Below are 24,326 nucleotides of genomic sequence, written 5' to 3' on the forward strand. Positions count from 1 at the left end.
CGAAGTAAGTGAATGTTTATGTTATAAAAGCCTACCTGCCGGTGTTCCGGTAGGTAGGCTTTTTGTGAAAATAGTTACTTTCATCAAAAGGCCACTTTCAACATCCGATCATACGTCATACAATATACATATTCAGGTTAAATAACCATCCTACATATATTATTACAAATGAAAGAATGGAATAGTCAGATTCTTTTCTCTTGTCGTCTTACTTATTGTTATAAAAGTGTGCATGCAACTCAAGTCAAATACTCCTGCATTCCGGCTGTTAAGATGGAGTCGAAAGGAGGGAACCCCCGTGTACGAATGGAACGAAATGGTCCAGCTTATGATTGATTGGATTGATAATAATCTTACTTCAGCACCATCGTTGTTGAGAATGTCCGACCAGTTAGGCTATTCCCCTTACTACTGTACAAAACAGTTTCATTCTCTAACAGGAATGACGTTAAGGGATTATGTATGGATGCGCAGGATTAGTCGTGCAGCCCTTGAACTCCGGGACAGCAATGTCCGCATCCTCGATGTTGCCGTAAAGTACGGGTTTTCTTCACAGGAAGCTTTTACACGAGCATTTGTAAAAGCGTTCGAGGTAACTCCGGCTGTATACCGGAAGGAGCCCCGTCCTATTCCTTTAGCCATTCGCGCCGAGGTGTTCTCTCCTTATCATTACCATTTGAAGGAGCGGGATAAGATGGTTAAGGAGCATTTACAAGAAGCCGAAGTCAAAATTGAGCATATACCGGCACACAAATTTATTGGAATCTGGGATATCTCTTCTCGAAACTACGGCGATTTCTGGAGAAACGGTCATAACTGTGATGAAATTTGCGGAACCCTGGAAAGTATGTCTCACCTCAAGCTTCCCGGACAATTGGGTCAAACTGCAGGCTGGTTCTATCAGAATGGTCAGAAGGGCTATCTGTATGGAATACCGGTTGCTGCTGACTACAATGGAGAGATCCCAGCAGGTATGGAGTGCCGAAACATCCCCGAATCAGATTACCTGGTGTTTTTCCACCCGCCCTTCCATTATTTGAAAAACAATGGAGATGTTATGAGAGTGGTGGAGGAAAAAGCTTGGAGCTTTGACCCACGCAGTATGGGATATACATGGGATGAGGAAACGAAGCAGGATTATCAACGGCATTTCCCTGAGGGATACGGCTACGCAGTGTTACGTCCTGTAAAAGAAGTGTAGTAAAAAATCACCAGAAGCCGCCACGATCTCAGGATGCGGGTAATCGTCTCGCGGCTTCTCTTTTAAAAGGAATGGAGGTATAGGCTATGAAATCCTTTCGCTTTTGGCTGGTCCTAGTCTCTTGTATAGTTATTGCTGTAAATCTTACAGGGTACGACGACTATAATATACTATTGGCTATGATTAGCCCGTTGGTTTGGATGTATGAATCTTTTCAATTTGTGCGAAAAGCACATATCCCTATAGCCGTTGTATACTTTACTACGATAGGTTTCTGGTATCTCATTGGATACGTTGTCGATCGTTTGATTAGAAAATCAAAAAATTAAAATCAATTGAAATTATTTTCTAAATCATCATCTACCTTCTCAGGCTCGTACTCGACTGTTTTATAGTCAGGTGAAGAAGGAATCATATTGACCACAACATTCCTCATTTGTAGCTTGTACTTTCCTTCTTCAAAAGCAAGAATATGCTTGATAGGAGGTAACTCCATATCCTTATACTTCGTTATCGAAGAAACAACAATCTTGGAAGGGTCAGAATCATCCACAGACATGATACGATAATCTATCGGTGTCCCTTGGGCTTTTAGAAAATTAAGTCGTGCCCGCTCTGTTTTAAAACGATAATCATCAGACAGTGAAAGCATCTTATCGTAGTCACGACTCATAGAAGCGTTCATATATTCTGAAAATGTAGAGACAGCAGCCTCTTTGGGCTTATCGGGAAGTTTATAAGGTTCCTTATCCCCTCCAAAACCAGTAGCCATTACGATCAAAGTTCCCCCAAGGACAACCAAACAAGCCAACTTCTTATGTAATGCAATTTTCAATTGATAAAACCTCCCTCATTGTAAATTTCACCCTTCATTTTCAGTCCTATACAGAGATGCTATTTTTCAGATTAAGTCAATTTTTGCTTAGATGTGTGTTGGTAATGTTTATATGTATAGTTTCGTTTTTTAAAGTACTATCTACGGTCGCGCCCATAGCCTCTGAAACCCATCTGAGAGGCACCATCACACGATTAGGTGAGACTGGCATAACAGGCGCACTAGGCATTATTGTTTCTTTATCATTTACATAAGCTACTTTACTGCCAATAGTCAGACGTACGATTTCGCCATGCTCAGAAAAGATTGTAACCTCCTGCTTCTCTCTATTCCAGCTTACACTTTCGCCCAAACTCTCGGATACAAATCGAATAGGGACATACGTTGTATTGGTTGCTCGTTCGATATAAGGATTTGCATCAGATGTGACTTCAACATTGTTTACTGTAAGGACAAGATTGTACAGATATTTAGGAAGTGCAGCATTTGCTTGATCTACGGTTACAAAGCAAATCAGCGCAAATAGTATAGTATTAACTGCTCTTTTCAACATGTGATATCTCCTTTTTCAGGTAGAAACGAATTTATGAAACTCATTGAAACTTGAAATTCTACGGAATATGACTATGCAAATAGCTTGCATATCACAAGAATGTATACCTCAACTAAAAGCATACCACATTACCCAATTTCCCCGAATATTAGTTGTGGGCATGCGGGCCTGATTTTGCAGTATCTGTAGAATTTTATAATCCACTTGATCCATTCACTACATCTCCTTAAACACAAGATCTTAATTGATTTATAGAGTAAAAAGAAAACCAGTCCAACACATTGTAAGCGTGTATTGGGCTGGTGGACGTGTACACGTTGGCTTCCAGACAAATTAGATCAGCGTATAACCGCCATCCGGGAATAGCACGCTTCCGGTGGTGAACTTGTTAGTCATCAGGTACAACACCGTATGTGCGATTTCCTCATTATACCCCACTCGCCGTAGCAAGGTTACTTCCTTGTATTCTTCAAAAGCCTGCGCCCGATGCTCCCCCTCGGGGCCGTCCCGCCAGATCGTGCCGGGAGACACCACATTGACCCGTACTGGAGCCAACTCCACCGCCAACGCCTTGCCTAAACTTTCAATCGCGCCGTTAGCCGCTCCATATGTAGCACCAAATCCCATCGGCCGTTGACTGAAGGCTCCAGACATGAGAACGATTGAGCCATCCTTGGAGATATGCGGTACCGCATGCTTGGCAGCAAAATACTGCGGCCAGAATTTTCCCTCGAATGGAGTCTTCGCCTTTTCCGTATCTATGGTGATCGGACCACGTGTATAGCTCGCACCCGGAGTAAACAAATGATCGAATGCGCCGACCTTTTCAAAAAACGCCTGTACTTCCTCTTCCTTTTGATTGTTCAATTGAAAGGTCTCCACCGCTTCTGTAGGAATGACCTTCTTCGCCTGCTCCAGCTTTTCTGCAGAACGGCCAGCGATTACGATACTCGCTCCTTGCTTTGCTGCTTCTATGGCTGTTGCCAGCCCTATCCCTGCACTGCCGCCAATCACGACAACACGTTGATTATGTAAATTCATACTATTATCATCTCCTTTATAAGGATTGTATCATAACTATTTTATAAGCATATATATTTTTATTCGGGTGAACTTTCAAGGGCTATATTCTTGCGATAGGATGTCGGCGACTGACCGGACCAGCGTTTGAATTGCCTGCTAAAATGTGCAATATCCCCATAGCCGAGCAAATCAGCAATTTGCTGCACTGACCATTGCGGATCAGCCAGCAGCAGCTTGGCCTCATGCAAGACAAGCTCGGATAGATACACCCGCGGAGATACGCCAAAAACGCTACGGAATACACGATTACAATGAGATACGCTAATACCCAGTTCGGATGAAATACCCTCGATCCCATCCTGTTTTTCCAACGAGCCGGCCTGTCTATAAGGCTGATTGACCCTGCCCTGAAGACGACTTGCAATCTGATGGGCAAGCTCTGCCTGCACATATCCACGCCCTGGCAGATGAGCGGCTTCACTGGATACAGCCTCCCACAACGTTGCGAACAGTTCGAACACAGCAGATTGAATCCGCATACGCTTTGCCACTGAATCACCATCTATACCTTTGTCTTCAAGCGCAGAAAGACCGAGCAGCTTGCCTAGCGCTGGTCCCATCTGCTTCGCTACTGTGCCATCCGCTGGAAAAAGTACTTGCTCCAGACGGCTCAGGAGCGAAAGAAACAATTTATCATCAATGTCGAAATGCATGCAAAAATACGTAAATCCCTCTCCGTTGCTACGGCTGGAGTGGATAACTCCCGGGCGCAAGAGCATCAGATCCCCCTGTCGCTGAATATAGCTGCGACCATCCACAACCATGATCTGCTCTCCCGCAAGCACGATGTTAATTTCATATTGCGGATGTCCATGTGGCGGATAGCTCCACTCTCTTCCGACACTTCGTGTATGAATGGCAAACAGATTGACCGTAGTCCGCACATCGGGAAAAAAGAATTCCTCTCCGGCGACCGTAAGGTTTGGATCATGGGGATGCTTTGGTAAACGTGGTGACGACATGTTTTCCCTCCTAGCTTACTTACATCGATATACTTCAGTATATCGTTTCCAGCGCGATTTGGATAAATAGTTGAGCGATTTGACAATGGTTCCTCGGCACATGTCATGCTAGGCTCTAATTAAAGTTAGCCAAAGCCACATTTTATCATGAAAGGGGTTTCAATATATGTCGAAAAATATATTTTATAACACGCAGCATGCACCTATCGGTTCATTCTCCAGCTTTACACTCGGGTTTAAGGGTAATCGCGGCGGACTCGGCCTGGAGCTGGGCAAGCCTGCCGATGAAAATGTATACATCGGGCTGCAATCCAGGGATGGCGGATCATATGAGGCGCTTCCCTTTTTTGCATCCATACAGGATGAAAGTACCCGCTATGATGTGGAGAAAAAGGATAAAAAAACAGAGTCTCTGCTCGTTGCCTTTGCCGATCAGGACATCACCCGTGAGCTAAAAGCAGGAACCGATACATGGCAGGCAGGCGATTTGACATTCCGGCTGTACTCCCCCGTTCGCCCGGTGCCCGAGCCGGGAATTGCGGGCATAGATGAGCTGCGGGCAGCGTTGGTTCCGGCTGTATTTGCCGAGCTGACGATCGATAATACACAGGGTGCTGCTGCACGGAGAGCCTTTTTCGGCTACCAGGGCAGTGACCCGTATAGCGGCATACGCATTATAGGAGAAGATCCACGCAGGGACGTTATGGATTCTCCTCAATTGGGGGAAAGACTCACAGGCATCGGTCAAGGACGAAGCACTGCTATTGTGACCAACAGCAGCGAAGCGGTACCTGCCAGCGGATTTGCGATGGAGAAGCTACTTGGGGAGACCATGGCTGATAACTTATCCTTTGGCTTAGGTGCAACGGGTGCGCTCCTGATGGACGTTCCCGCAGGGGAGAAGCGCACGTACGCCTTCGCTATATGCTTTTATCGCGGCGGCATTGTGACAACAGGCATTGAAGCATCATATTACTATACCCGGCTGTTCAAGGATATTGAAGACGTGGGAAGCTATGCGTTGAAGCATTTTACCGACCTAACCGCAGCCTGTGTTCAGGCGAACGACTGGATCGAATCGGCGAGCTTGAGTCTGGATCAGAAATTTATGCTCGCTCAGGCCATTCACAGCTATTACGGCAGCACTCAATTGCTCAGTCAGCAAGAGGATGGCGAACCGATCTGGATTGTGAACGAAGGCGAGTACCGAATGATGAATACACTCGATCTGACGGCAGATCAGCTTTATTATGAATTGATTTTGAATCCATGGACGGTGCGCAACGAGCTGGAGTGGTTTGTCCAACGGTACAGCTATCGGGATGAAGTACGCTTCCCGGGGGAGGAACAGGCCTATCCCGGTGGGATCACGTTTACACATGATATGGGCGTGGCCAATGTGTTCTCCCGGCAAGGGTATTCCTGTTATGAGCTGGCAGGGATTGACGACTGCTTCTCTTACATGAGCCACGAGGAACTGGTGAACTGGCTTTGCTGCGCCACGGTATATATCGAGCAGACACAGGATCAGTCATTTACGACACGTATGCTGCCTGTCTTGTGCGACTGCTTTGAAAGCATGCTACGGCGGGATCATCCAGACCCGGCGCAACGAAACGGCTTAATGGGTCTAGACAGCTCAAGAACCCAGGGAGGGGCAGAAATTACGACTTACGATAGTCTGGATGTATCCCTGGGTCAATCCCGCAATAACATTTATTTAGGCAGCAAATGCTGGGCGGTATATGTTGCGCTGGAAAAGATATTTGCCTCAAAGGGGCTTAGCTCCCTTTCACAGGAAGCTGGCTTACAGGCAGACAAATGCGCAGCTTCAATCACCACTCACATGACTGACAAGGGCTATATTCCTGCAGTCATTAAGGAAGGCAACGACTCGCAAATCATTCCTGCCATTGAGGGGCTGATCTTCCCCTATTTTACAGGATGTGAAGATGCGCTTAAGAGTGATGGGCGGTTCGGTGGATATATCCAGGCACTTCGACGCCATTTGCAAACCGTACTGGTACCAGGAGTTTGTCTATTTGAAGACGGAGGCTGGAAGCTATCCTCGACCAGTAACAACTCCTGGTTGAGCAAAATCTATCTGTCACAGTTTATTGCTCGTGAGCTACTGGAGCTGCCTTGGCAGGAAACGGGGCAGGCGGCTGACGCAGCCCATGTCTCATGGCTCCTCCATCCTGAAGAATCCTATTGGTGCTGGAGCGACCAAATGCTCTCTGGTATTGCCCACGGCAGCAAATATTACCCACGCGGGGTTACCGCTATTTTGTGGCTGTATGAAGGCAAAGGGAATCGGCTGGCCCTCCCTCAGCATATGAGTCAAGATGAGAAGCAGCATGCCTGAGACGAACGAACCCTCACTCGTCCAAAGGAGGCTCCAATAATATGAGCAAGCGTATGGATATGCCCAAAGGGAGCGGCTATGGCGCTTGGCTGCACTATCACCGCGACCAATTTGTAGAAAAAATGCCTGCTTGGTGCAGAGTCATCGTGGTTCATGAAACAGATGATGAAGTGCTTCAAACGGCTGCGAGTGAGCTTCTGCAAGGATTGGCTTCCATGTTCGGACAGCAGCCGAAGATAAGTACCGTTCCTGTCCATGTACCATTCGTTGCGCTGGGTACGCTCCAAGACCATCCATGTATCGCAGAACGGTTTAGTGCAGAAGAACAGGCAGAAGTGAGCGCAGAAGGCTACCGAATTCGCGGAGTAGAGGTGCCGGAGCTTGCAGGTTTAACTGGGCAAGATCACGATGATATCAAAGGACAGTGCCTTATAGTTGCGGGGCAGACGTCAAAAGGAGTATTGTATGGAGTCTTTCACTTGCTGCGCTACCTGCAAGGAGGACTAGACGGCAATCTGAAGCCCACTGCCGGGGAATCATTGCACGCTCCCACTCTAGACCTGCTGTCTAATCCGGCTAACTCCATTCGCATGATCAACCACTGGGATAACATGGATGGTAGTGTTGAACGTGGATATGCCGGGGCATCTATTTTCTACAACCATAATACCTTTACTACAAATATGGAGCGCCTTCGAGACTATGCCCGTCTACTCGCTTCTGTAGGCATTCAGGCGTTATCCATTAACAATGTGAATGTCCATCAGGTAGAAACTGAGCTGATCACAGAGCGGTTTTTACCTGATGTAGCCAAAGTAGCAGCCGTATTTCGCGCCTATGGTATCCAAATCTACTTGAGCATTAACTATGCCAGCCCGATTCAGCTCGGTGGATTAACCACAGCCGATCCTCTGGATCCCGGTGTAGCTGAATGGTGGCAGACCAAAGCACAGGAGGTTTACGCAGCCGTTCCCGATCTGGGTGGTTTTGTGGTCAAGGCCGATTCTGAAAATCGGCCCGGTCCCTTCAGCTATGGGCGCCATCACGCCGATGGAGCCAACATGCTGGCGGATGCGCTACGGCCCTATGGCGGGCGTGTGATTTGGCGCTGCTTTGTCTACGACTGCAAACAGGACTGGCGTGACCGCAAGACGGATCGGGCTCGCGCGGCCTTTGACCATTTTAAACCACTGGATGGGCTGTTCCGGGAAAATGTCATTTTACAGATCAAAAATGGCCCGATGGATTTTCAAGTGCGGGAGCCTGTATCCCCCCTATTCGGCGCGCTGAAAGCCACTCAGGTACTGCTGGAATTTCAAATTGCGCAGGAGTATACCGGACAACAAAAACATCTATGTTATCTGGTTCCGCAATGGAAGGAAGTGCTCGATTTTGATACCTACTCACAGGGAAAAGGCTCCACCATCAAGCGTATCGTGAGTGGCGTTTTGCATAGCAACAGCGGTTCTGATTCTCCTCGCAGGGAGACTATGGTCCATGCAAACAGCGGTAGTTTCCAGGAGGAGCCAACACATCATGTTCCCAAGCACAACAACTTTGGAATAGCCGCTGTTTCCAATATTGGTGCAGACACCAATTGGACCGGACATTTGCTCGCCCAGTCCAATCTTTACGGCTACGGCCGGTTGGCATGGAACCCGGATCTATCCGCAGATGAAATCGCAGATGAATGGGTTCGGCTGACATTTAACAATAAAGGTAAGGATGACGATGATACAGAGTTGATTCCTACCATTAAGCAGATGCTGCTCGATTCATGGAATATCTACGAGTCCTACACCGCCCCCCTTGGGGTCGGTTGGATGGTCAGTCCCAATCACCACTATGGGCCGGATGTAGACGGGTACGAATATTCGATGTGGGGCACCTACCATTTTGCCGATTGCCAGGGGATCGGAGTAGATCGGACGACTGCAACTGGAACGGGCTATGCAGGACAATATTTTCCTCCTGTTGCCGGGATCTACGAGTCTACAGACACCTGTCCGGATGAACTGCTCTTATTCTTTCACCATGTCCCTTATACGCACACGCTCCACTCCGGCCAAACGGTCATACAGCATATTTATGATACTCATTTTGAAGGTGCAGAACGTGCAGCCCATCTCCGAGATACATGGGTTAGTCTGCGTGAGCAAATAAATGAAAAGATATATGAACAGGTGCTGAAGCGGCTAGAGCATCAGGCTGAGCACGCCAAGGAATGGCGGGATCGAATCAATACGTATTTTTATCGTAAAAGTGGTATTCCCGACGAAAAAAATCGCCCTATCTATTAAGAAGGTTGTCTCATGCAATACTTGCATACACACTGGGGTTTTCTTTCCCTTATTTTATTGCGGGAATTTACTATCTATAAAAGACACGCGTCTTATTCAGACCTGTGTCTTTTTTTCCTGGTCTAATTTAAGCATACGGTTGCTAACGCAAAATGTCATATTTGTCCACCTTGAGTGTGCAATAAATTCTTCTTTTTATGCAACCGCTTGCTCTATACTATTTTTGTAGACGTTTACAAAATGTTGTCGAATTAGACTATGCTTTGGGGAGGATGATCGGTTTGACCTTGTATCGAAGTCTATGGAAAAAAGGGTGTATGCTTCTACTAAGCCTTGCGCTGTCTCTGACCGCCTTCATTGGCTCACCCTCTAATACGGCGAGCGCCGCGGTTGCAGATGATTTTCAGGCTTCCGTTATGGGACCACTGGCGAAAATCAACGACTGGGGTTCCTTCAAAAAGCAACTGCAAACGTTGAAAAACAATGGCGTGTATGCCATCACTACCGACGTCTGGTGGGGCTATGTGGAGAGCGCAGGAGATAACCAGTTCGATTGGAGCTACTACAAAACCTATGCAGATGCCGTGAAAGAAGCGGGACTGAAGTGGGTTCCTATTATCTCTACGCATAAGTGTGGAGGAAATGTGGGAGATGATTGCAACATCCCACTACCAAGCTGGCTGTCAAGCAAGGGTAGTGCAGATGAAATGCAGTTCAAGGACGAAAGCGGCTATGCCAATAACGAAGCCCTTTCCCCATTGTGGAGCGGGACTGGCAAACAATATGACGAGTTGTATGCCTCATTCGCTCAAAACTTTGCCGGGTATAAAAGTATCATTCCCAAAATTTATTTAAGCGGCGGTCCTTCCGGGGAATTGCGCTATCCGTCCTACTACCCGGCAGCGGGCTGGAGTTACCCGGGACGAGGCAAGTTCCAAGCCTATACTGAAACAGCCAAAAATGCATTCCGCACAGCTATGAATGACAAGTACGGATCATTGGACAAGATTAATGCTGCTTGGGGCACCAAGCTTACCAGCCTTAGCCAAATCAATCCACCGACCGACGGGGACGGATTTTACACGAACGGCGGGTATAATTCCGCGTATGGAAAGGATTTTCTGTCGTGGTACCAAAGTGTGCTTGAGAAGCATCTAGGTGTCATCGGAGCAGCTGCCCACAAGAACTTCGATTCTGTGTTTGGTGTCCGGATTGGGGCCAAAATTTCCGGTCTGCACTGGCAGATGAACAATCCTGCTATGCCGCACAGCACAGAACAAGCAGGTGGATATTATGATTACAACCGTCTCATTCAGAAATTCAAGGATGCCGATCTAGACTTGACATTTACTTGCCTGGAGATGAGTGACAGTGGCACAGCACCGAATTATTCGTTGCCGTCCACCTTGGTTGATACCGTCTCCTCCATCGCGAATGCCAAGGGTGTTCGCCTGAATGGTGAAAATGCACTGCCGACAGGCGGCAGCGGCTTCCAAAAAATCGAGGAGAAAATCACGAAGTTCGGTTATCATGGGTTTACGTTATTGCGCATCAGCAATCTCGTCAACAATGACGGCTCACCAACCGGTGAGTTGAGTGGATTCAAACAATATATCATCAGCAAAGCCAAGCCTGACAATAATGGCGGTACAGGCAACAAAGTAACGATATACTACAAAAAAGGCTTCAACTCGCCTTACATTCACTACCGCCCGGCTGGCGGAAGCTGGACTGCTGCTCCTGGTGTGAAAATGCAGGCTGCCGAAATTAGCGGCTATGCTAAAATTACCGTCGATATCGGTTCTGCCTCGCAATTGGAAGCCGCCTTTAACGACGGCAATAACAACTGGGACAGCAACAACACCAAAAACTACTCGTTCAGTACAGGCACTTCTACCTACACGCCTGGTAACAGCGGCAATGCAGGAACGATTACATCAGGCGCTCCAGCGGGCACAAATCCCGGGGATGGCGGCGGTACAGCTAACAAAGTAACGGTATACTACAAAAAAGGCTTCAACTCACCTTACATTCACTACCGTCCGGCTGGCGGTAACTGGACTGCTGTGCCTGGCGTGAAAATGCAGGACGCCGAGATTAGCGGCTATGCTAAAATTACCGTCGATATCGGTTCTGCCTCCCAATTGGAAGCTGCTTTTAATGACGGCAATAACAACTGGGACAGCAACAACACTAAAAACTACCTTTTCAGCACTGGCACTTCTACCTACACACCCGGCTCTAACGGAGCCGCAGGAACTATCCGAACAGGGGCACCTTCAGGGAGTGTCCTCAGCGTAGTGACTTCTACCTACGCAACCGACCTCAACGAAGTTACAGGACCTATCCAAACAGAAAAACTTTCAGGTGTATCCTTAAACGTAAGCACTTCTACCTACGCACCCAACTCTAACGGAGTTGAAGTAACAGCTCAAACGGAGGCGCCTTCGGGCGTCTTCACCCCTATGGATCTGGGTACCCTCTCCAAGCCCACCTCCCTCAGCACAGACTGGAGCAAACAGAGCATTTATTTTATCATGACAGATCGTTTCAGCAACGGTGATCCATCCAATGATAACTACGGTGGCTTCAATTCCAACAACAGTGATCAGCGCAAGTGGCATGGTGGCGATTTTCAAGGTATTATTAACAAACTCGACTACATTAAAAATATGGGGTTTACCGCGATCTGGATTACCCCAGTAACGATGCAAAAGAGTGAATACGCTTACCACGGCTATCATACGTATGATTTTTATGCAGTAGATGGGCATCTCGGAACAATGGACAAGCTCCAAGAGCTGGTTCGCAAGGCACATGACAAAAATATTGCTGTGATGCTGGACGTAGTTGTGAATCACACAGGTGATTTCCAACCGGGGAACGGGTTCGCCAAGGCTCCTTTTGACAAAGCAGACTGGTATCATCACAATGGTGACATTACAGGCGGGGACTATAACTCCAACAATCAATGGAAAATCGAAAATGGTGATGTAGCTGGACTGGATGACCTAAATCATGAAAACCCTGCTACCGCAAACGAGCTTAAAAACTGGATCAAATGGCTGCTTAATGAGACAGGCATCGACGGGCTGCGGGTGGATACCGCCAAGCATGTACCGAAGGGTTTTCTAAAGGATTTTGACCAAGCTGCCAATACCTTCACCATGGGTGAAATTTTCCATGGCGACCCTGCTTATGTGGGCGATTACACCCGGTATCTTGATGCTGCATTAGATTTTCCGATGTATTATACAATCAAGGACGTGTTCGGACACGATCAATCCATGAGAAAAATCAAGGATCGCTACTCCGATGATCGTTACTATCGCGATGCTCAGACCAACGGTGTATTTATCGACAACCATGATGTAAAACGTTTCCTGAATGACGCATCTGGCAAGCCGGGTGCTAACTATGACAAATGGCCACAGCTCAAGGCCGCTTTGGGCTTTACTCTGACATCTCGCGGGATTCCAATTATCTACCAAGGCACAGAGCAAGGCTATAGTGGCGGAGATGATCCCGCCAATCGGGAGAATATGAATTTCAACGCCAACCATGACCTGTATCAGTACATCGCTAAGCTGAACTATGTGCGCAACAACCACCCTGCTCTGCAAAACGGTAGCCAAAGGGAAAAATGGGTGGACGACTCCTTTTACAGTTTCCAGCGCTCTAAAAATGGCGACGAGGCCATTGTATTTATCAACAACTCCTGGAATAGCCAAACCCGCACAATTGGCAACTTCGATAATCTGTCCAACGGAACCCGCCTGACTAACCAGCTGAGCAACGACTCCGTTCAGATTAACAACGGCTCGATCACCGTAACTCTCGCTCCAAAGGAAGTTAAAGTTTTCACCAAGTAACAGTCACATTCAGTTACATTGATTATTCAGATGTGCTAAAATAAGTTATAGAAGGATATACTAAAAAAGAGCAAGGATGCTGGTAACATCCCTACTCTTGGCAACAGCCGCTTTGAAGAGCGGTCGGCTGAAAAGGGCTAGCTATTAGAAATAGACCGTGTTTCCCTCTCCAGGGCGGTCTATTTCTTTTTGTTTTGGTTCATTGCAATAACAATCGTAACGATTAATCCAATCAACGCTATTAATAGCGTGCCGAACATCATCATTAATGTCAGAGCATCCTTAACCTCCACAGGCATCACCTCCCTTCCGGGAGACTTAGCCGACCGCCCACCTAAGCCATTCTGTTGTTACTGGAATTATAGCACGTAAATCCATCCTTTTGCGACAACGTTTTACAGCTTTATCAAACTAATCTCATGTGAACACTCATCGTCCTTTGTTGCTTACACATTCTACTTTGTCTCTATACGGATATAGCTTCTTAACGCCAATAAGAGCCCCAACACAAAAATGAAACAAATACTGATGACTCCTCCAGGGACATTCGTAAATGTTCTGCCCAGTGTGCCGTGCGGAGAAAACAATAGCGGCACGGTCCATGGATAAAAGGTATTTCCAGGTGTATTAACCAAAACAAAATTTAAACACATAACCGTACACATCCCCATAATGGCGGGCACAAATTTTCTCCAGCGAATGGCGAAGAACGTGATGATCGGGATGAGCATAGCGTGCATAAGAATCATTTTTGGCGAAGATCCCCAGCTGATATATAACGATTTCAAAGGTTAGCGGTCTGGTCGTAATTAACATACCCAACAGCGCAGATAGCCCAAATGCCAACAGAAGACTGACAGCGATGTACATATAAATAACAAGCAGCTTGCTGAAGTAAAGACGACTCCGACGAACCGGGCTTGTGAACAAGGCCATATGGGTCCTCTCTTGATACTCCCTCGCATAGATATAGCAAGTCAAAATATAGTAGCTCATATACCCAGTCAAAAAGTTAATAAGAATAACAACACTCATAAAGTAGTCATTCCAACCATCACGGTCAATGGAATATTTGGTACTTCCCGTATAACTATAGAATTCCAAAGCAATGGTTAATGCTAAAATAATAATGCTTAACCAAAGAATTTTAGTTCCTTTCATCTTCAAGCACTCTGCTTTAAACAGGTCAAGCATAGTAACCCTCCTCTCAAAAACTCTCCATTTAGTCTCTTCTTTGATATGCCCATAAGGATAAAAACAATCCAAGAAGAAAAGTTATGGATAAACTCAACCACGCTATGAGAGTATTGACGTATATGATCGCACTTCCTTCATTGGGAGACAAAAGATAGGGTACAATCCACGGATACCATTCACTTTTGTACATAAAATTCAAAAATATAACAGTACAAACTACGAGTACAACCACCATAATGCTTTTCCAGCGTATAGCAAAAAAAGAGGCGACCGGGATGAGCATCGCATGCATCACGCACATTTTGGCAAATACCTGGATTTGATATACCCAGATAGCCATCGTTAAAGGCCGATTTGTAATGAACATGCCTAATACTGCAGACAGAAACAGAACGATAAATAGCGACACAATAATAAACCCATAAATAATGATCAATTTACTAAAATAAAATTTAACCCTGGTGACAGGCGTAGTAAACATAAACAGATGCGTATTTTCCTGGTACTCTCTCGCAAAAATATGACCGGTTAATATGTAATAGCTAATAAATCCAGCTGCAATATTAACTAAGAAATCAATATTTGTAAAATAGTAGACCCAACCGAGCCTATCAATTGAATATCTATAAAAAATAGCGCTTAGAGCGAATTCCAACAGCACAATAGCCAGCAATATAATATAGCTCAACAAGAAGGCTTTAGAGCCTTTAAGCTTAATGAGTTCTGCTCTAATCATGCCGCCCACCCTCTCCTGAAATGAGAGTCAAAAAGTACTCCTCTAGCGTCTGCTTTGTGGTGTGTATCTCATAAACTGAAAACTGACGATCTATTAACTGTCTATTTAACATAGCTGTATTTTCAATTGGACTAAAAATTCTTAGTTGTTGTGGGGATATCAAATCAGATTTAAGTTGCTTCATGTTCTCATACAGAAACGCTTGTACTGCTTTTGCATCGTCTACCTTTACATCTGTATATTGCTCAAAACCTTCCTCTAACCGACTCAAACGATCCTCCGCTAACAGTTTTCCATTATGTATAATCCCGATGTGTGTAGCTAATTGTTGAATTTCGCTTAGAATATGGCTAGAAATAAGAATTGTTTTCCCTTGTTCCTCGCACAACTTCTTTAATAGCTGACGAATTTCCTTAATTCCTGACGGGTCTAACCCGTTCGTTGGCTCATCTAATATAAGCAACTCAGGATCATGAACAAGGGCCCTGGCAATCCCTAATCGCTGTTTCATTCCCAGGGAAAAATCTTTGAACTTCTTTTTTCCAGTATGCTCTAACCCCACCGTAGTTAGGGTTCGTTCAATTCTCCCATCATCCTGTACCCCCATGTACGTACAGCAGATTCTCAGATTATCTCGTGCACTCAGATTTTCGTATAAACCAGGCGTTTCGATAATCGTACCTATTTTTGAGAAGATAGAAGGATAGCTTTTCTCTAGCCGCTCGCCAAATAAAAAAACCTCCCCATTTGTAGGCTCAATCAGCCTCATCAGCATGCGGATGGTCGTTGTTTTGCCAGCTCCATTTTCACCTAGAAAACCGTAGATGCTGCCCCGTTCTACATGTAAGGAAATATCGTCTACAGCTATCGACATCCCAAACTGTTTGCGGAGTTCCTTCGTTTCAATAACATACTGCATTTCTTTCATCCTCCTATACACACTAAATACAACTATTATACAGATTTATCTATCCACAAAATGTAAAAGTAATCACTATTATTCATTTACGATCATTATCCCCATAAAAACAAAACAGGCACCCGACGAAGCGTACACTTCGTTCCAGGTGCCTGTTTATATATAAACAACGTGGGAATACTTAGGCCTCAGTAGCCACGTTGATATTGTTCAGGTACGGAGGGCTTTTCGCCGCGCAGCGCCACCGCTGCATGAATCGCCCAATAAGGATCGCGCAGCAATCCGCGTCCTACAGCGACCAGATCGGCATCCTTATTGCCGATTACAGACTGCGCTAAGGCTGGGTCATCCAGTATGCCGACGGCGATTACTGGGATGTTCAGCGCCTCGCGGATTTGGCGAGCAAACGGCACTTGATAGCCCGGGTAGTTGCCTGGTTTTCTGGCTCCAGCCGGGCCTTCTCCGCCCGAGCTGACATGGATCATATCTACGCCTGCAGCCTGATATGCGCGGCTCAGCTCAATAGCATGATCCACATCGTATCCACCATCTACGTATTCCACCGCGCTGATGCGGAAGATTAACGGCATACCCGCAGGCATTTGCTTACGCACAGCCTGAACGACTTCTACGCCGAAACGGGATAAATCCTTACCATACTCGTCATCCCGTTTGTTCGTAACTGGCGAGTGGAATTGGTGAATCAGGTACCCGTGTGCACCGTGAAGCTCGATTGTATCCACGCCTGCTTGAACCGCCCGGCGGGCAGCGTCTCCGAATTTTTGTACCATACCACGGACTTCCTCTGTGGTCAGTGCGCGTGGCTGTTTATAATTTGCATCCGGGTATGCAATGGCCGAAGGAGCCACCGGCTCTGCTGCATCCTCAGCTTTACGGCCTGCATGAGCAATCTGAATGCCAACCTTGGCCCCGTGCGCATGAATACCGTCAACCAGCTTTTTATACGCCGGAATATGTTCATCTGACCAAAGCCCCAGATCGTAATCCGTAATCCGCCCATCCGCTTCCACGTCCGTCATTTCTATAATAATCAGACCCGTGCCTCCAATTGCCCGGCTTAGGTAGTGGACATGATGCCAATCATTCGGAATTCCGTCCTTGGCTGTCACCGAGTATTGGCACATTGGGGCCATGACCACACGATTTTTTAACTCCAAATCTTTGAGTGTGTACGGTGTAAACAACGAAGTCTTCAAAACGCTCATCTCCTTTTTATCTCTACCACATAACTAAAAATGCGTTCCAAATTACACGGTCTATTATAAGCATAATCGGCACAGTCCAAACGAAACAAAGAGATTCCCCCAACCGGGGTATCCCTTCGTATTTGCACCTTGCAGTCATTATGTATATCGTAAGATTGTAGATATATTGCACACAATCTATTATCCACAACTTAATAACTTTTTGCAAGTAAATATTTAAATATTATTAAATATTTTTTTGTCTACACTTTTCCCGGCTCTTAGCCATAACACAAAAAGACGCCCTTACGGGCGCCTCTGCGAAACCAATTTTATTGCGCTGAGCCTAATTGGACCCATGCCTTCTCAATCTCTGCAACCGCCTGATCCTTGTTCATGTTACCACTGATATAAGCCTGCATCAGCTCACCAAATTTTTGGTGGAATGTATCCAGCGAGTAGTTGACAGACAGATCACCGGACTTGGATGTTTTCAAAATGCTATCCATTTCCTTAGGCATTTCCAGATCAGGAAGCGGTGCATCCTTAATTGGAGGAATCACCTTCGCTACCTGGGAGAACCAGTTCTTACCGTATTCCGAAGTGTACAGCCAGTTGAAGAATTCAATCGTTTCTTTGGATACTTCGGAGTCCTTGTTGATACGTAGCGCCTGATCCGCACCGGTAATGATGACCGATTGGTCCGCTTTGTCACTCACCGGATATCCCATGATGCCAATCTTGAGATCAGGGTTAATTTTCTTGATCGCTTCCTCATCCCACGCACCTTTACCCGTCATAAATGCAGCTTTTCCAGATGCAAAATCACTTACTCCCGCATTGCTGTCCCGTTCTAGCGGCTTATCTGTACCATGTTTCACCGTCAGATCAATGAAGCTAAAGAAGTTGTTGTACAGCACTGGATAGTCCTTGATTTTTGCTTTACCTGCAATAAAATCATCAACGAGCTGCTTTGGCTCTACCCCGGCATCCTGCGCAGCAGCATCTACATAGTGTTGGAAGATATGCTTCCATACCCACCACTCTTTATATGCATTAGCAAATGGAGTAATGCCCTTCGCCTCTAGCTTGGTAACAGCATCCTGCATCTCGGCAATCGTCTTCGGCGGAGAGGTTATTCCAGCCTTGGTAAGCAAATCTTTGTTGTAAATCAAAGCAAACAGGTTCCCCTTGACTGGTAATCCCAGCACTTTGCCGTCACTGGAACTCATATTGGCCCGGACGGCATCTGTCATGGCTGCTGCCAGCGGTTCATTGGTCAGATCAGCGCTATAATCAGCATAGGTGTCGATGTCACCTCCGGCCGTGGTCTGGAACACATCCGGTGTACTGCCTGAAGCTATTTTTGACTTGAGAATGGTGTTGTAGTCTGCCTGCATGATCTCCAGATTGATCTTTACATTAGGCTTGACCTTTTTATACTCCTCGATGTACGCGTTAAAAGCATCGGTATACTCAGGTGAGGCTGTAAACATGTTAATTGTAACCGTTTTCAAATCATCTTTGCCGCCAGCGCTTTCTTTAGCCGCATCTGTGCCACCACTACTTCCACATCCGCTCAACAAACCGACCGTCAAAAGCAAACTGCCGGATAACGCCATCATCTTCTTTAACATGGATACTCCCCCATCTGTTTGTGATCAACGTTCATGCGCTCATTCTAAAAAATATTGCCTCATTTAAAAAGGCAGATTAGTGAAGCGTTAAGGGTAAAAAAGTGGTTTATTGCAGGCTCACGCGATACTCTGAAGGTGACACCTGATAATAATTGCGAAAAGCCTTACTGAAATAGTTTTTATCCTTGTAACCGAGCATATCGGAAATTTCCTGAATTTTCAGGCTGGAATCACCCAGGAGCTCCTTCGCCTTGTCCATTCTGACCTTCTGTACATATTCGTGAATGCCGTAACCAAATTGCTGCTTGAACAACTTCATCAGATATTCCCGGCTCAAAAAATAGGTTTCGGCAAAAAACGAGATTTTGATATCTTCAAAATAGTATCGCTCGATGTACCTTTTGATCTCTGTAATATCAAAGGGTTGGTTACCCGCCTGTGCATGTTGGACCCCGGCAATGTAGAGCTCCAGTATCTGGTATAGTCTCTGGCTGTAGTCGGCAAAGCTCACAAAATCAGCAGACAGCTCGCCTTCAATCACACGACCCAATTCCCCCAAAGTCCCCTCCTGATTAGACGCGGACATAGGCGTACCCAGCTCAATCGCTGCTTCTCTCAGTAAAAAATGAAACTCCCGCAGCAATCGATCCGCATCCTGTAAACGGAAAACAGGACCAGCTGCCAATTGTTTCAGTAGATCGCCCAGAAGTACCTTTGCTCGGTTGGCCTGACCGGTCTGAGCATCCTTTTGGATCGACAACAACCGATCCGTCCATGGCATTTCCTCTGACGTCCCCATTTGCCGCGGTACCGTGTGGAGAATAGATTCCCCTTCCAGCTTCAACACATCTGTATTGTGAATGAACCTCTTGGCATCCCTATACGCAGAAGCCAGCTCCACTACGTCTGAACAGAGCTTGCCCACTCCGGCTGCTACCACCATACTGAACAGCCCATGCAGGTTCGCAACCGCCTTCTGTGCCACTTGTGCCAGTAGGAGGGACATATGTTCTTCTTGTCCTGGGGCCAGAGTACAGATCGAAACGACCTCACGCTCTCTTCGCGGGTGGGGGAAGCTAAAACAACGCAACCGTTCATCTGATGTCTGCGCTAATACATTAGTTACGGCAAAATCCATCAGGTCGACATCGCCATGAAAACGAGTCCTGCGAATCTCATCCCTGTTCAGTAACCGTAGCACGATCACCCCAAAGCGGTTCTCCGCCCGATCGGCTCCAATTAGTGGGAGCAACGACGTATTGGCCTGCCTTTTAAAGCTGCCATCCAAAATGGATACATACAGCTTCTCTTTCAGCTTCGGTAGTGACATATTCAGCGTAATGTTTTGGTTAATGAATTCGTCTTGGCTTTGCTTGCGGCTTTCCAGAGTGTCCACCGCCTTGCGCAGGGCCTGATTCAGATCCTGGCGGTTGATAGGCTTGAGCAGATAATCTACTACCCGTGATTGAATCGCTTGTCGCGTAAATTTAAAGTCGTTGTAGCCACTAATGACAATGGTCAGCAGATGGGGATATGCCTTTTCGATCACACGAAGAAATTCAATGCCGTTCATCTCCGGCATTTTCATATCCACCATCACCACATCGATAGGGTGCTGACCGAGCAGTTCCATCCCCGACCTTCCATTTGTCGCCTCATAAATATGTTCGATGCCCAGACGATCCCAGTCTCCAACAATACGAATGGCTTCTCGTAACGGTTCTTCATCGTCAATAATCAATACGTTATACATGGTCGACTCCTCCCCGGGGAATTTGCATTCTCATTTCCGTGCCCGTTTCATCCGTAAGTATGAATAATCCTGCCTGATCTCCATACAAAAGCTTCAACCGTGTGTTCAAATTCTTCAAGCCAATATGCTCGCTCTCCCGCTCTTCCCATTTTTCGTGGAACGAATCCAACACTATTTTCAGCTTGTCCTCTGAAATTCCAGGTCCGTTGTCCCTGACTGAAATTGTAGCGTCTGTAGCACCCGATTCGGCTGAAATGACGATCAGAATGTCACTTGATACTTTTTCTAGTGCATGCTTGATAGAGTTTTCTACCAACGTTTGCACGGATAATCTCGGAATTGGCAGCTCCATCAGCGTGTCCTCCCATATCACTTCGACCTGAAGTCTCGCCCCGAATCTTGCCTTTTGCAGACCTATATATCGTTCAATATGCTTGAGCTCCTCGCGGGCAGCTACGATATCCTTGCCGTTGATGGAATACCGCAAAGTTTGGGCCAATGCATCCACCATATCCGCCATATCGAACATCTTCCGCTTTAATGCCTGTGTAGATATGGCTTGTAAGGCATTGTACAGAAAATGGGGATTAATCTCAGCCTCCAGCGCCTTGAGTATGGCATTCTTTTCGACCAGCTTCATGCGATAGCGCTCATTAATAAGTTCTTCGGTTCTTTGGACCATTTCGTTAAAGTGCAGCGACAAATATGCAATCTCGTCATGCCCCTTCACAAGAGCCCTTGCCTCAAAATCTCCGGTGCTGAACCGTTTCATCTGGGTAGATAGCTTATGTAAAGGTCGAGTAATGGCGTTCGAGGTCAAGGTCACCAAAATAATAGACACACCTAAAAATAAAGCCCCGATGACATAACTCCAATTCCGTGTGGTCGTAGCTGCCTCATAAATTTGGCGATATGGAATCGGTTTGATGAGCTGCCACCCGTCCTTTTCACCTGCATCATACACGACCAAATACTCCTGGTTGCTGTCTGACCACGTTACTCGCCCGCTTCCTCCCTCTCCGATCTGGGCCAATACGCCAGAATCACGCATTCGTTCATACAGCGGAAGGCTGTTCACATAAAAGGGAACCCGCTTGGGGCTGATTAGCATCAGTTGATCCCCTTTACCCAGTGGAATATTTCGCATGATTTCATCTACGGCACTCGTGTTGTAATAAAAGGACAACACTGCCTGCGGGTGACGGGATGCAATCGATCTCAGCACTCGATGGTAAGCCATAAAGCTGGCTTGTGGCGCCACATAGCCCATATCAGAGCGGGACTCCACAAAGGATTGAAAAGATTCGTTAGCAGTGCTAGCCATCGCCTCTTTATACCAGGGAAGCTTGGGAATATCCGTGTTTATTCCTTTGCGTACTGTAATATTGTACGTTTCCCTAGTCACCACGTAGTATTGATGCCGATCCGCCACATACAGATAAATCGCTTCCAGATCATTGCGGGAATAGAACATGTTGCGCAAGTAATTTTCAATGACCATTCGTGCAGCGTAGTCCCGGTTCTCATTGGCAATCGCGTTCATGATATCGTTATAGCGAAGCTGTGGAAGGGCCAACTGCTGCATTCCCTCCAAGTAATCCTCCAAATTCTGATTGACCAGCAGCAGATTATTCGTCGTGCTGGCGATGCTATGATTGACCGACTCCTTTTCAATCATCTGATAGGAAATAATCGTGAGTGAGCCCACCACCAGAATAATCACCGAGGTAAAAAGCAGAATGAGCTTGTTCACTAATTTTTGTGTAATCCGCTTCCACATGGATCGAAAAATTGTTCCTACATGCCCTGACATCATGATTACCGCCCCTTTTGAAAGCGTACACATTTTTACCCTCAACTGTTTTCTTAAATCCATTGGTCCGGCCCTAGGGGCTATCCTATACTTTCATTATATCTTAAACAGCTTGGAGCGAAAGACCGGAAAATGCTGAGAAAAAGAGGTGCGTTATGCTGAAAAAAAGGGGAACATGGGGCGACAAGGGCAGTAAGCTGGAATTTGGTTTATTCACACTGCCCGTAATTTTGTGCATTACAATTGCATTTTATATTCCGTTTTTGATGACGATACGCTATTCCCTGACCAAGTGGAACGGCATATCCAAACATCCGAAATTCGTAGGTCTAGATAACTTCAAGCAAATCCTGCTCGGAGACGCTAACTTTGCACATGCAGCCTGGTTTACGATCAAATATGCCATTCTGTACATTGTACTGGTAAACGTGCTGGCCATTTTGCTGGCGCTCGTCCTCGACATGAAGCTCAAAAGCTCAGCCTGGCTGCGCGCGGCTTTCTTTATTCCTTATATCCTCAGCCTCGTCATTGTCGGCTTTATATGGAAATTCATCTTTATGCAAGGCTTTGAGTCACTGGGACACAGTACAGGCTGGGGCATCTTCCAGCTCAGTTGGCTAGGCGAGGAAGGGCTCGCGTTTATTTCCATTCTGGCAGTATCCATCTGGCAATCCATTGGCTTTTACATGGTCATTTATATCGCAGGCCTGCAATCTGTACCTGAGGATCTAAAAGAGGCTGCCATCGTGGATGGGGCAGGACCGATTCGGAGATTTTTCAGTATTATTTTACCGATGCTCGCACCCTCGATTACGATCTCGGTCTTCATGGCACTGACCAACTCGATCAAGGTGTTCGACGTCATTTTATCGCTGACTGGCGGTGGGCCAGGAGGTACGACATACAGCATTGCGTATGATATTTACCGAGATACGTTCCAAAACAATCTGTATGGCTACGGAACAGCCAAAGCCTTGATTTTATTCGTTGCAGTGCTGGTCATTACGATTATTCAATTGTCTATTTTCAAACGCAGGGAGGTTGAAGCCTGATGCAACGCAGCCGTACGGGACGTATTTTGCTGGAAGCGGGCATGATTGTATTGTCGCTGTTATTTTTGTATCCGCTGTTTCTCGCCATTAACAATTCGTTCAAAAGCTTCGCTGAGGTCATGACCGACGTCATTGCGCTGCCCAAGCAGCTTTCGCTGGATAACTACGTATACGTATGGAAGTTCATTGACTATCCACGCTTATTTCTGAATAACACGATTATTACTGTGCTCGGGCTGGCAGGCATTGTGCTAATATCCTCCATCGCTGCCTATAAGCTGGCACGGACGAAAAGCAAGTGGAGCTCCGCCATTTACATGCTGTGCATTATGCCGATGCTGATTCCATTTCAGTCTATTATGCTGACCGTCTTGCGCCTGGCGAAAGACTTGAATTTGGCAGATAGCACTTGGGGACTTGGCCTGCTGTACTGGGGTTTTGGAGCCCCATTGGCAGTGTTTATCTATCACGGCTTTGTGAAAGGCATTCCGGTCGAGATTGACGAAAGCGCCAAGATCGACGGAGCCTCAGGCTTTCGGCTTTTCTTTTCCGTCATCTTTCCCTTGCTGAAATCGGTCACCGCTACTATTGTTATTATCGACGTGATGTGGATATGGAACGATTTTCTGCTTCCGCTGCTCATGGTTAACGGCTCACCCAGCACCAAAACGCTTACGCTGGCTGCCTATACCTTCGTTGGGCAATATACATCAGACTGGCAATATGCTATGACCGCAATGGTAATGGCTGTACTGCCCTCCATTATCGTATTTATCTTTCTGCAAAAATACATTGTTAAAGGTGTAGTGGCCGGGGCCGTCAAAGGCTGAGGCAATTACATCA

19 protein-coding genes are annotated in these 24,326 nt (G+C 46.5%); 6 read left to right on the top strand and 13 right to left on the bottom strand.

Annotated elements, in window-relative coordinates:
- Positions 1 to 298 precede the first annotated feature (298 nt).
- Positions 299 to 1,201 carry an AraC family transcriptional regulator gene (locus HFD99_RS10140; protein WP_123797786.1) on the top strand — a complete coding sequence of 301 codons (903 nt, stop codon included), beginning with the start codon at positions 299 to 301 and terminating at the stop codon, positions 1,199 to 1,201.
- Between the two features lie 331 nt (positions 1,202 to 1,532).
- On the opposite strand, the gene HFD99_RS10150 is transcribed toward HFD99_RS10140, so the two are convergent.
- The 5 genes from HFD99_RS10150 to HFD99_RS10165 all read right to left on the bottom strand — a co-directional run bounded on the left by HFD99_RS10150 (position 1,533) and on the right by HFD99_RS10165 (position 4,634).
- Positions 1,533 to 2,036, bottom strand: a complete 504-nt coding sequence (locus tag HFD99_RS10150) for a hypothetical protein (RefSeq protein ID WP_016822659.1) — start codon at positions 2,034 to 2,036, stop codon at positions 1,533 to 1,535.
- Positions 2,037 to 2,112: 76 nt separating this feature from the next.
- Complete coding sequence (locus HFD99_RS10155; RefSeq protein WP_123797787.1) at positions 2,113 to 2,589, bottom strand: copper amine oxidase N-terminal domain-containing protein; 477 nt, start codon at positions 2,587 to 2,589, stop codon at positions 2,113 to 2,115.
- A gap of 108 nt (positions 2,590 to 2,697) precedes the next feature.
- Positions 2,698 to 2,802: an AsnC family protein gene (locus tag HFD99_RS26070; protein WP_371317256.1), complete on the bottom strand. Its 105-nt coding sequence runs from the start codon at positions 2,800 to 2,802 to the stop codon at positions 2,698 to 2,700.
- 120 nt (positions 2,803 to 2,922) lie between these two features.
- A complete protein-coding gene (locus tag HFD99_RS10160) occupies positions 2,923 to 3,630 on the bottom strand; it encodes an SDR family oxidoreductase (RefSeq protein ID WP_090889010.1) in 708 nt (235 codons plus the stop codon).
- 59 nt (positions 3,631 to 3,689) lie between these two features.
- A complete protein-coding gene (locus HFD99_RS10165) occupies positions 3,690 to 4,634 on the bottom strand; it encodes an AraC family transcriptional regulator (protein ID WP_123797788.1) in 945 nt (314 codons plus the stop codon).
- Positions 4,635 to 4,800: 166 nt separating this feature from the next.
- On the opposite strand from HFD99_RS10165, the gene HFD99_RS10170 reads away from it, so the two are divergent.
- From HFD99_RS10170 to HFD99_RS10180, 3 genes are all read left to right on the top strand, one after another.
- Positions 4,801 to 6,999 carry a glycoside hydrolase family 52 protein gene (locus HFD99_RS10170; RefSeq protein WP_123797789.1) on the top strand — a complete coding sequence of 733 codons (2,199 nt, stop codon included), beginning with the start codon at positions 4,801 to 4,803 and terminating at the stop codon, positions 6,997 to 6,999.
- 41 nt (positions 7,000 to 7,040) lie between these two features.
- Positions 7,041 to 9,299 carry an alpha-glucuronidase family glycosyl hydrolase gene (locus HFD99_RS10175; protein ID WP_039276456.1) on the top strand — a complete coding sequence of 753 codons (2,259 nt, stop codon included), beginning with the start codon at positions 7,041 to 7,043 and terminating at the stop codon, positions 9,297 to 9,299.
- Positions 9,300 to 9,580: 281 nt separating this feature from the next.
- Positions 9,581 to 13,171, top strand: coding sequence for a family 14 glycosylhydrolase (locus tag HFD99_RS10180; RefSeq protein WP_123797790.1), 3,591 nt, complete (start codon positions 9,581 to 9,583; stop codon positions 13,169 to 13,171).
- Between the two features lie 179 nt (positions 13,172 to 13,350).
- On the opposite strand, the gene HFD99_RS25660 is transcribed toward HFD99_RS10180, so the two are convergent.
- The 8 genes from HFD99_RS25660 to HFD99_RS10215 form a co-directional block, all read right to left on the bottom strand.
- Positions 13,351 to 13,464: a putative holin-like toxin gene (locus HFD99_RS25660; RefSeq protein ID WP_221191701.1), complete on the bottom strand. Its 114-nt coding sequence runs from the start codon at positions 13,462 to 13,464 to the stop codon at positions 13,351 to 13,353.
- Positions 13,465 to 13,798: 334 nt separating this feature from the next.
- On the bottom strand, positions 13,799 to 14,365 hold the full coding sequence (locus HFD99_RS10185; RefSeq protein WP_225164822.1) for an ABC transporter permease: 567 nt from the start codon (positions 14,363 to 14,365) through the stop codon (positions 13,799 to 13,801).
- Between the two features lie 28 nt (positions 14,366 to 14,393).
- Positions 14,394 to 15,104 carry an ABC transporter permease gene (locus HFD99_RS10190; RefSeq protein WP_123797791.1) on the bottom strand — a complete coding sequence of 237 codons (711 nt, stop codon included), beginning with the start codon at positions 15,102 to 15,104 and terminating at the stop codon, positions 14,394 to 14,396.
- Positions 15,097 to 16,023 carry an ABC transporter ATP-binding protein gene (locus HFD99_RS10195; protein WP_123797792.1) on the bottom strand — a complete coding sequence of 309 codons (927 nt, stop codon included), beginning with the start codon at positions 16,021 to 16,023 and terminating at the stop codon, positions 15,097 to 15,099. Before HFD99_RS10195 ends, HFD99_RS10190 begins: the two co-directional genes overlap by 8 nt.
- Before the next feature lie 188 nt (positions 16,024 to 16,211).
- Positions 16,212 to 17,240 carry an NADH:flavin oxidoreductase/NADH oxidase gene (locus tag HFD99_RS10200; RefSeq protein WP_016822649.1) on the bottom strand — a complete coding sequence of 343 codons (1,029 nt, stop codon included), beginning with the start codon at positions 17,238 to 17,240 and terminating at the stop codon, positions 16,212 to 16,214.
- Between the two features lie 320 nt (positions 17,241 to 17,560).
- Positions 17,561 to 18,865 (bottom strand): ABC transporter substrate-binding protein, encoded by a 1,305-nt coding sequence (locus tag HFD99_RS10205; protein WP_019688965.1) that lies wholly within the window; start codon positions 18,863 to 18,865, stop codon positions 17,561 to 17,563.
- A gap of 106 nt (positions 18,866 to 18,971) precedes the next feature.
- A complete protein-coding gene (locus tag HFD99_RS10210) occupies positions 18,972 to 20,618 on the bottom strand; it encodes a response regulator transcription factor (protein ID WP_167440889.1) in 1,647 nt (548 codons plus the stop codon).
- Positions 20,611 to 22,464 carry a cache domain-containing sensor histidine kinase gene (locus tag HFD99_RS10215; protein ID WP_123797869.1) on the bottom strand — a complete coding sequence of 618 codons (1,854 nt, stop codon included), beginning with the start codon at positions 22,462 to 22,464 and terminating at the stop codon, positions 20,611 to 20,613. Before HFD99_RS10215 ends, HFD99_RS10210 begins: the two co-directional genes overlap by 8 nt.
- A gap of 122 nt (positions 22,465 to 22,586) precedes the next feature.
- Between HFD99_RS10215 and HFD99_RS10220 the strand changes: the two genes are divergently transcribed.
- On the top strand, positions 22,587 to 23,483 hold the full coding sequence (locus HFD99_RS10220) for a carbohydrate ABC transporter permease (RefSeq protein ID WP_016822645.1): 897 nt from the start codon (positions 22,587 to 22,589) through the stop codon (positions 23,481 to 23,483).
- Positions 23,483 to 24,313 carry a carbohydrate ABC transporter permease gene (locus tag HFD99_RS10225; protein WP_013373701.1) on the top strand — a complete coding sequence of 277 codons (831 nt, stop codon included), beginning with the start codon at positions 23,483 to 23,485 and terminating at the stop codon, positions 24,311 to 24,313. Before HFD99_RS10220 ends, HFD99_RS10225 begins: the two co-directional genes overlap by 1 nt.
- The last annotated feature ends 13 nt before the right edge of the window (positions 24,314 to 24,326 follow it).

The organism is Paenibacillus sp. EKM301P (assembly GCF_011800295.1).
Classification (GTDB): Bacteria; Bacillota; Bacilli; order Paenibacillales; family Paenibacillaceae; genus Paenibacillus; species Paenibacillus polymyxa.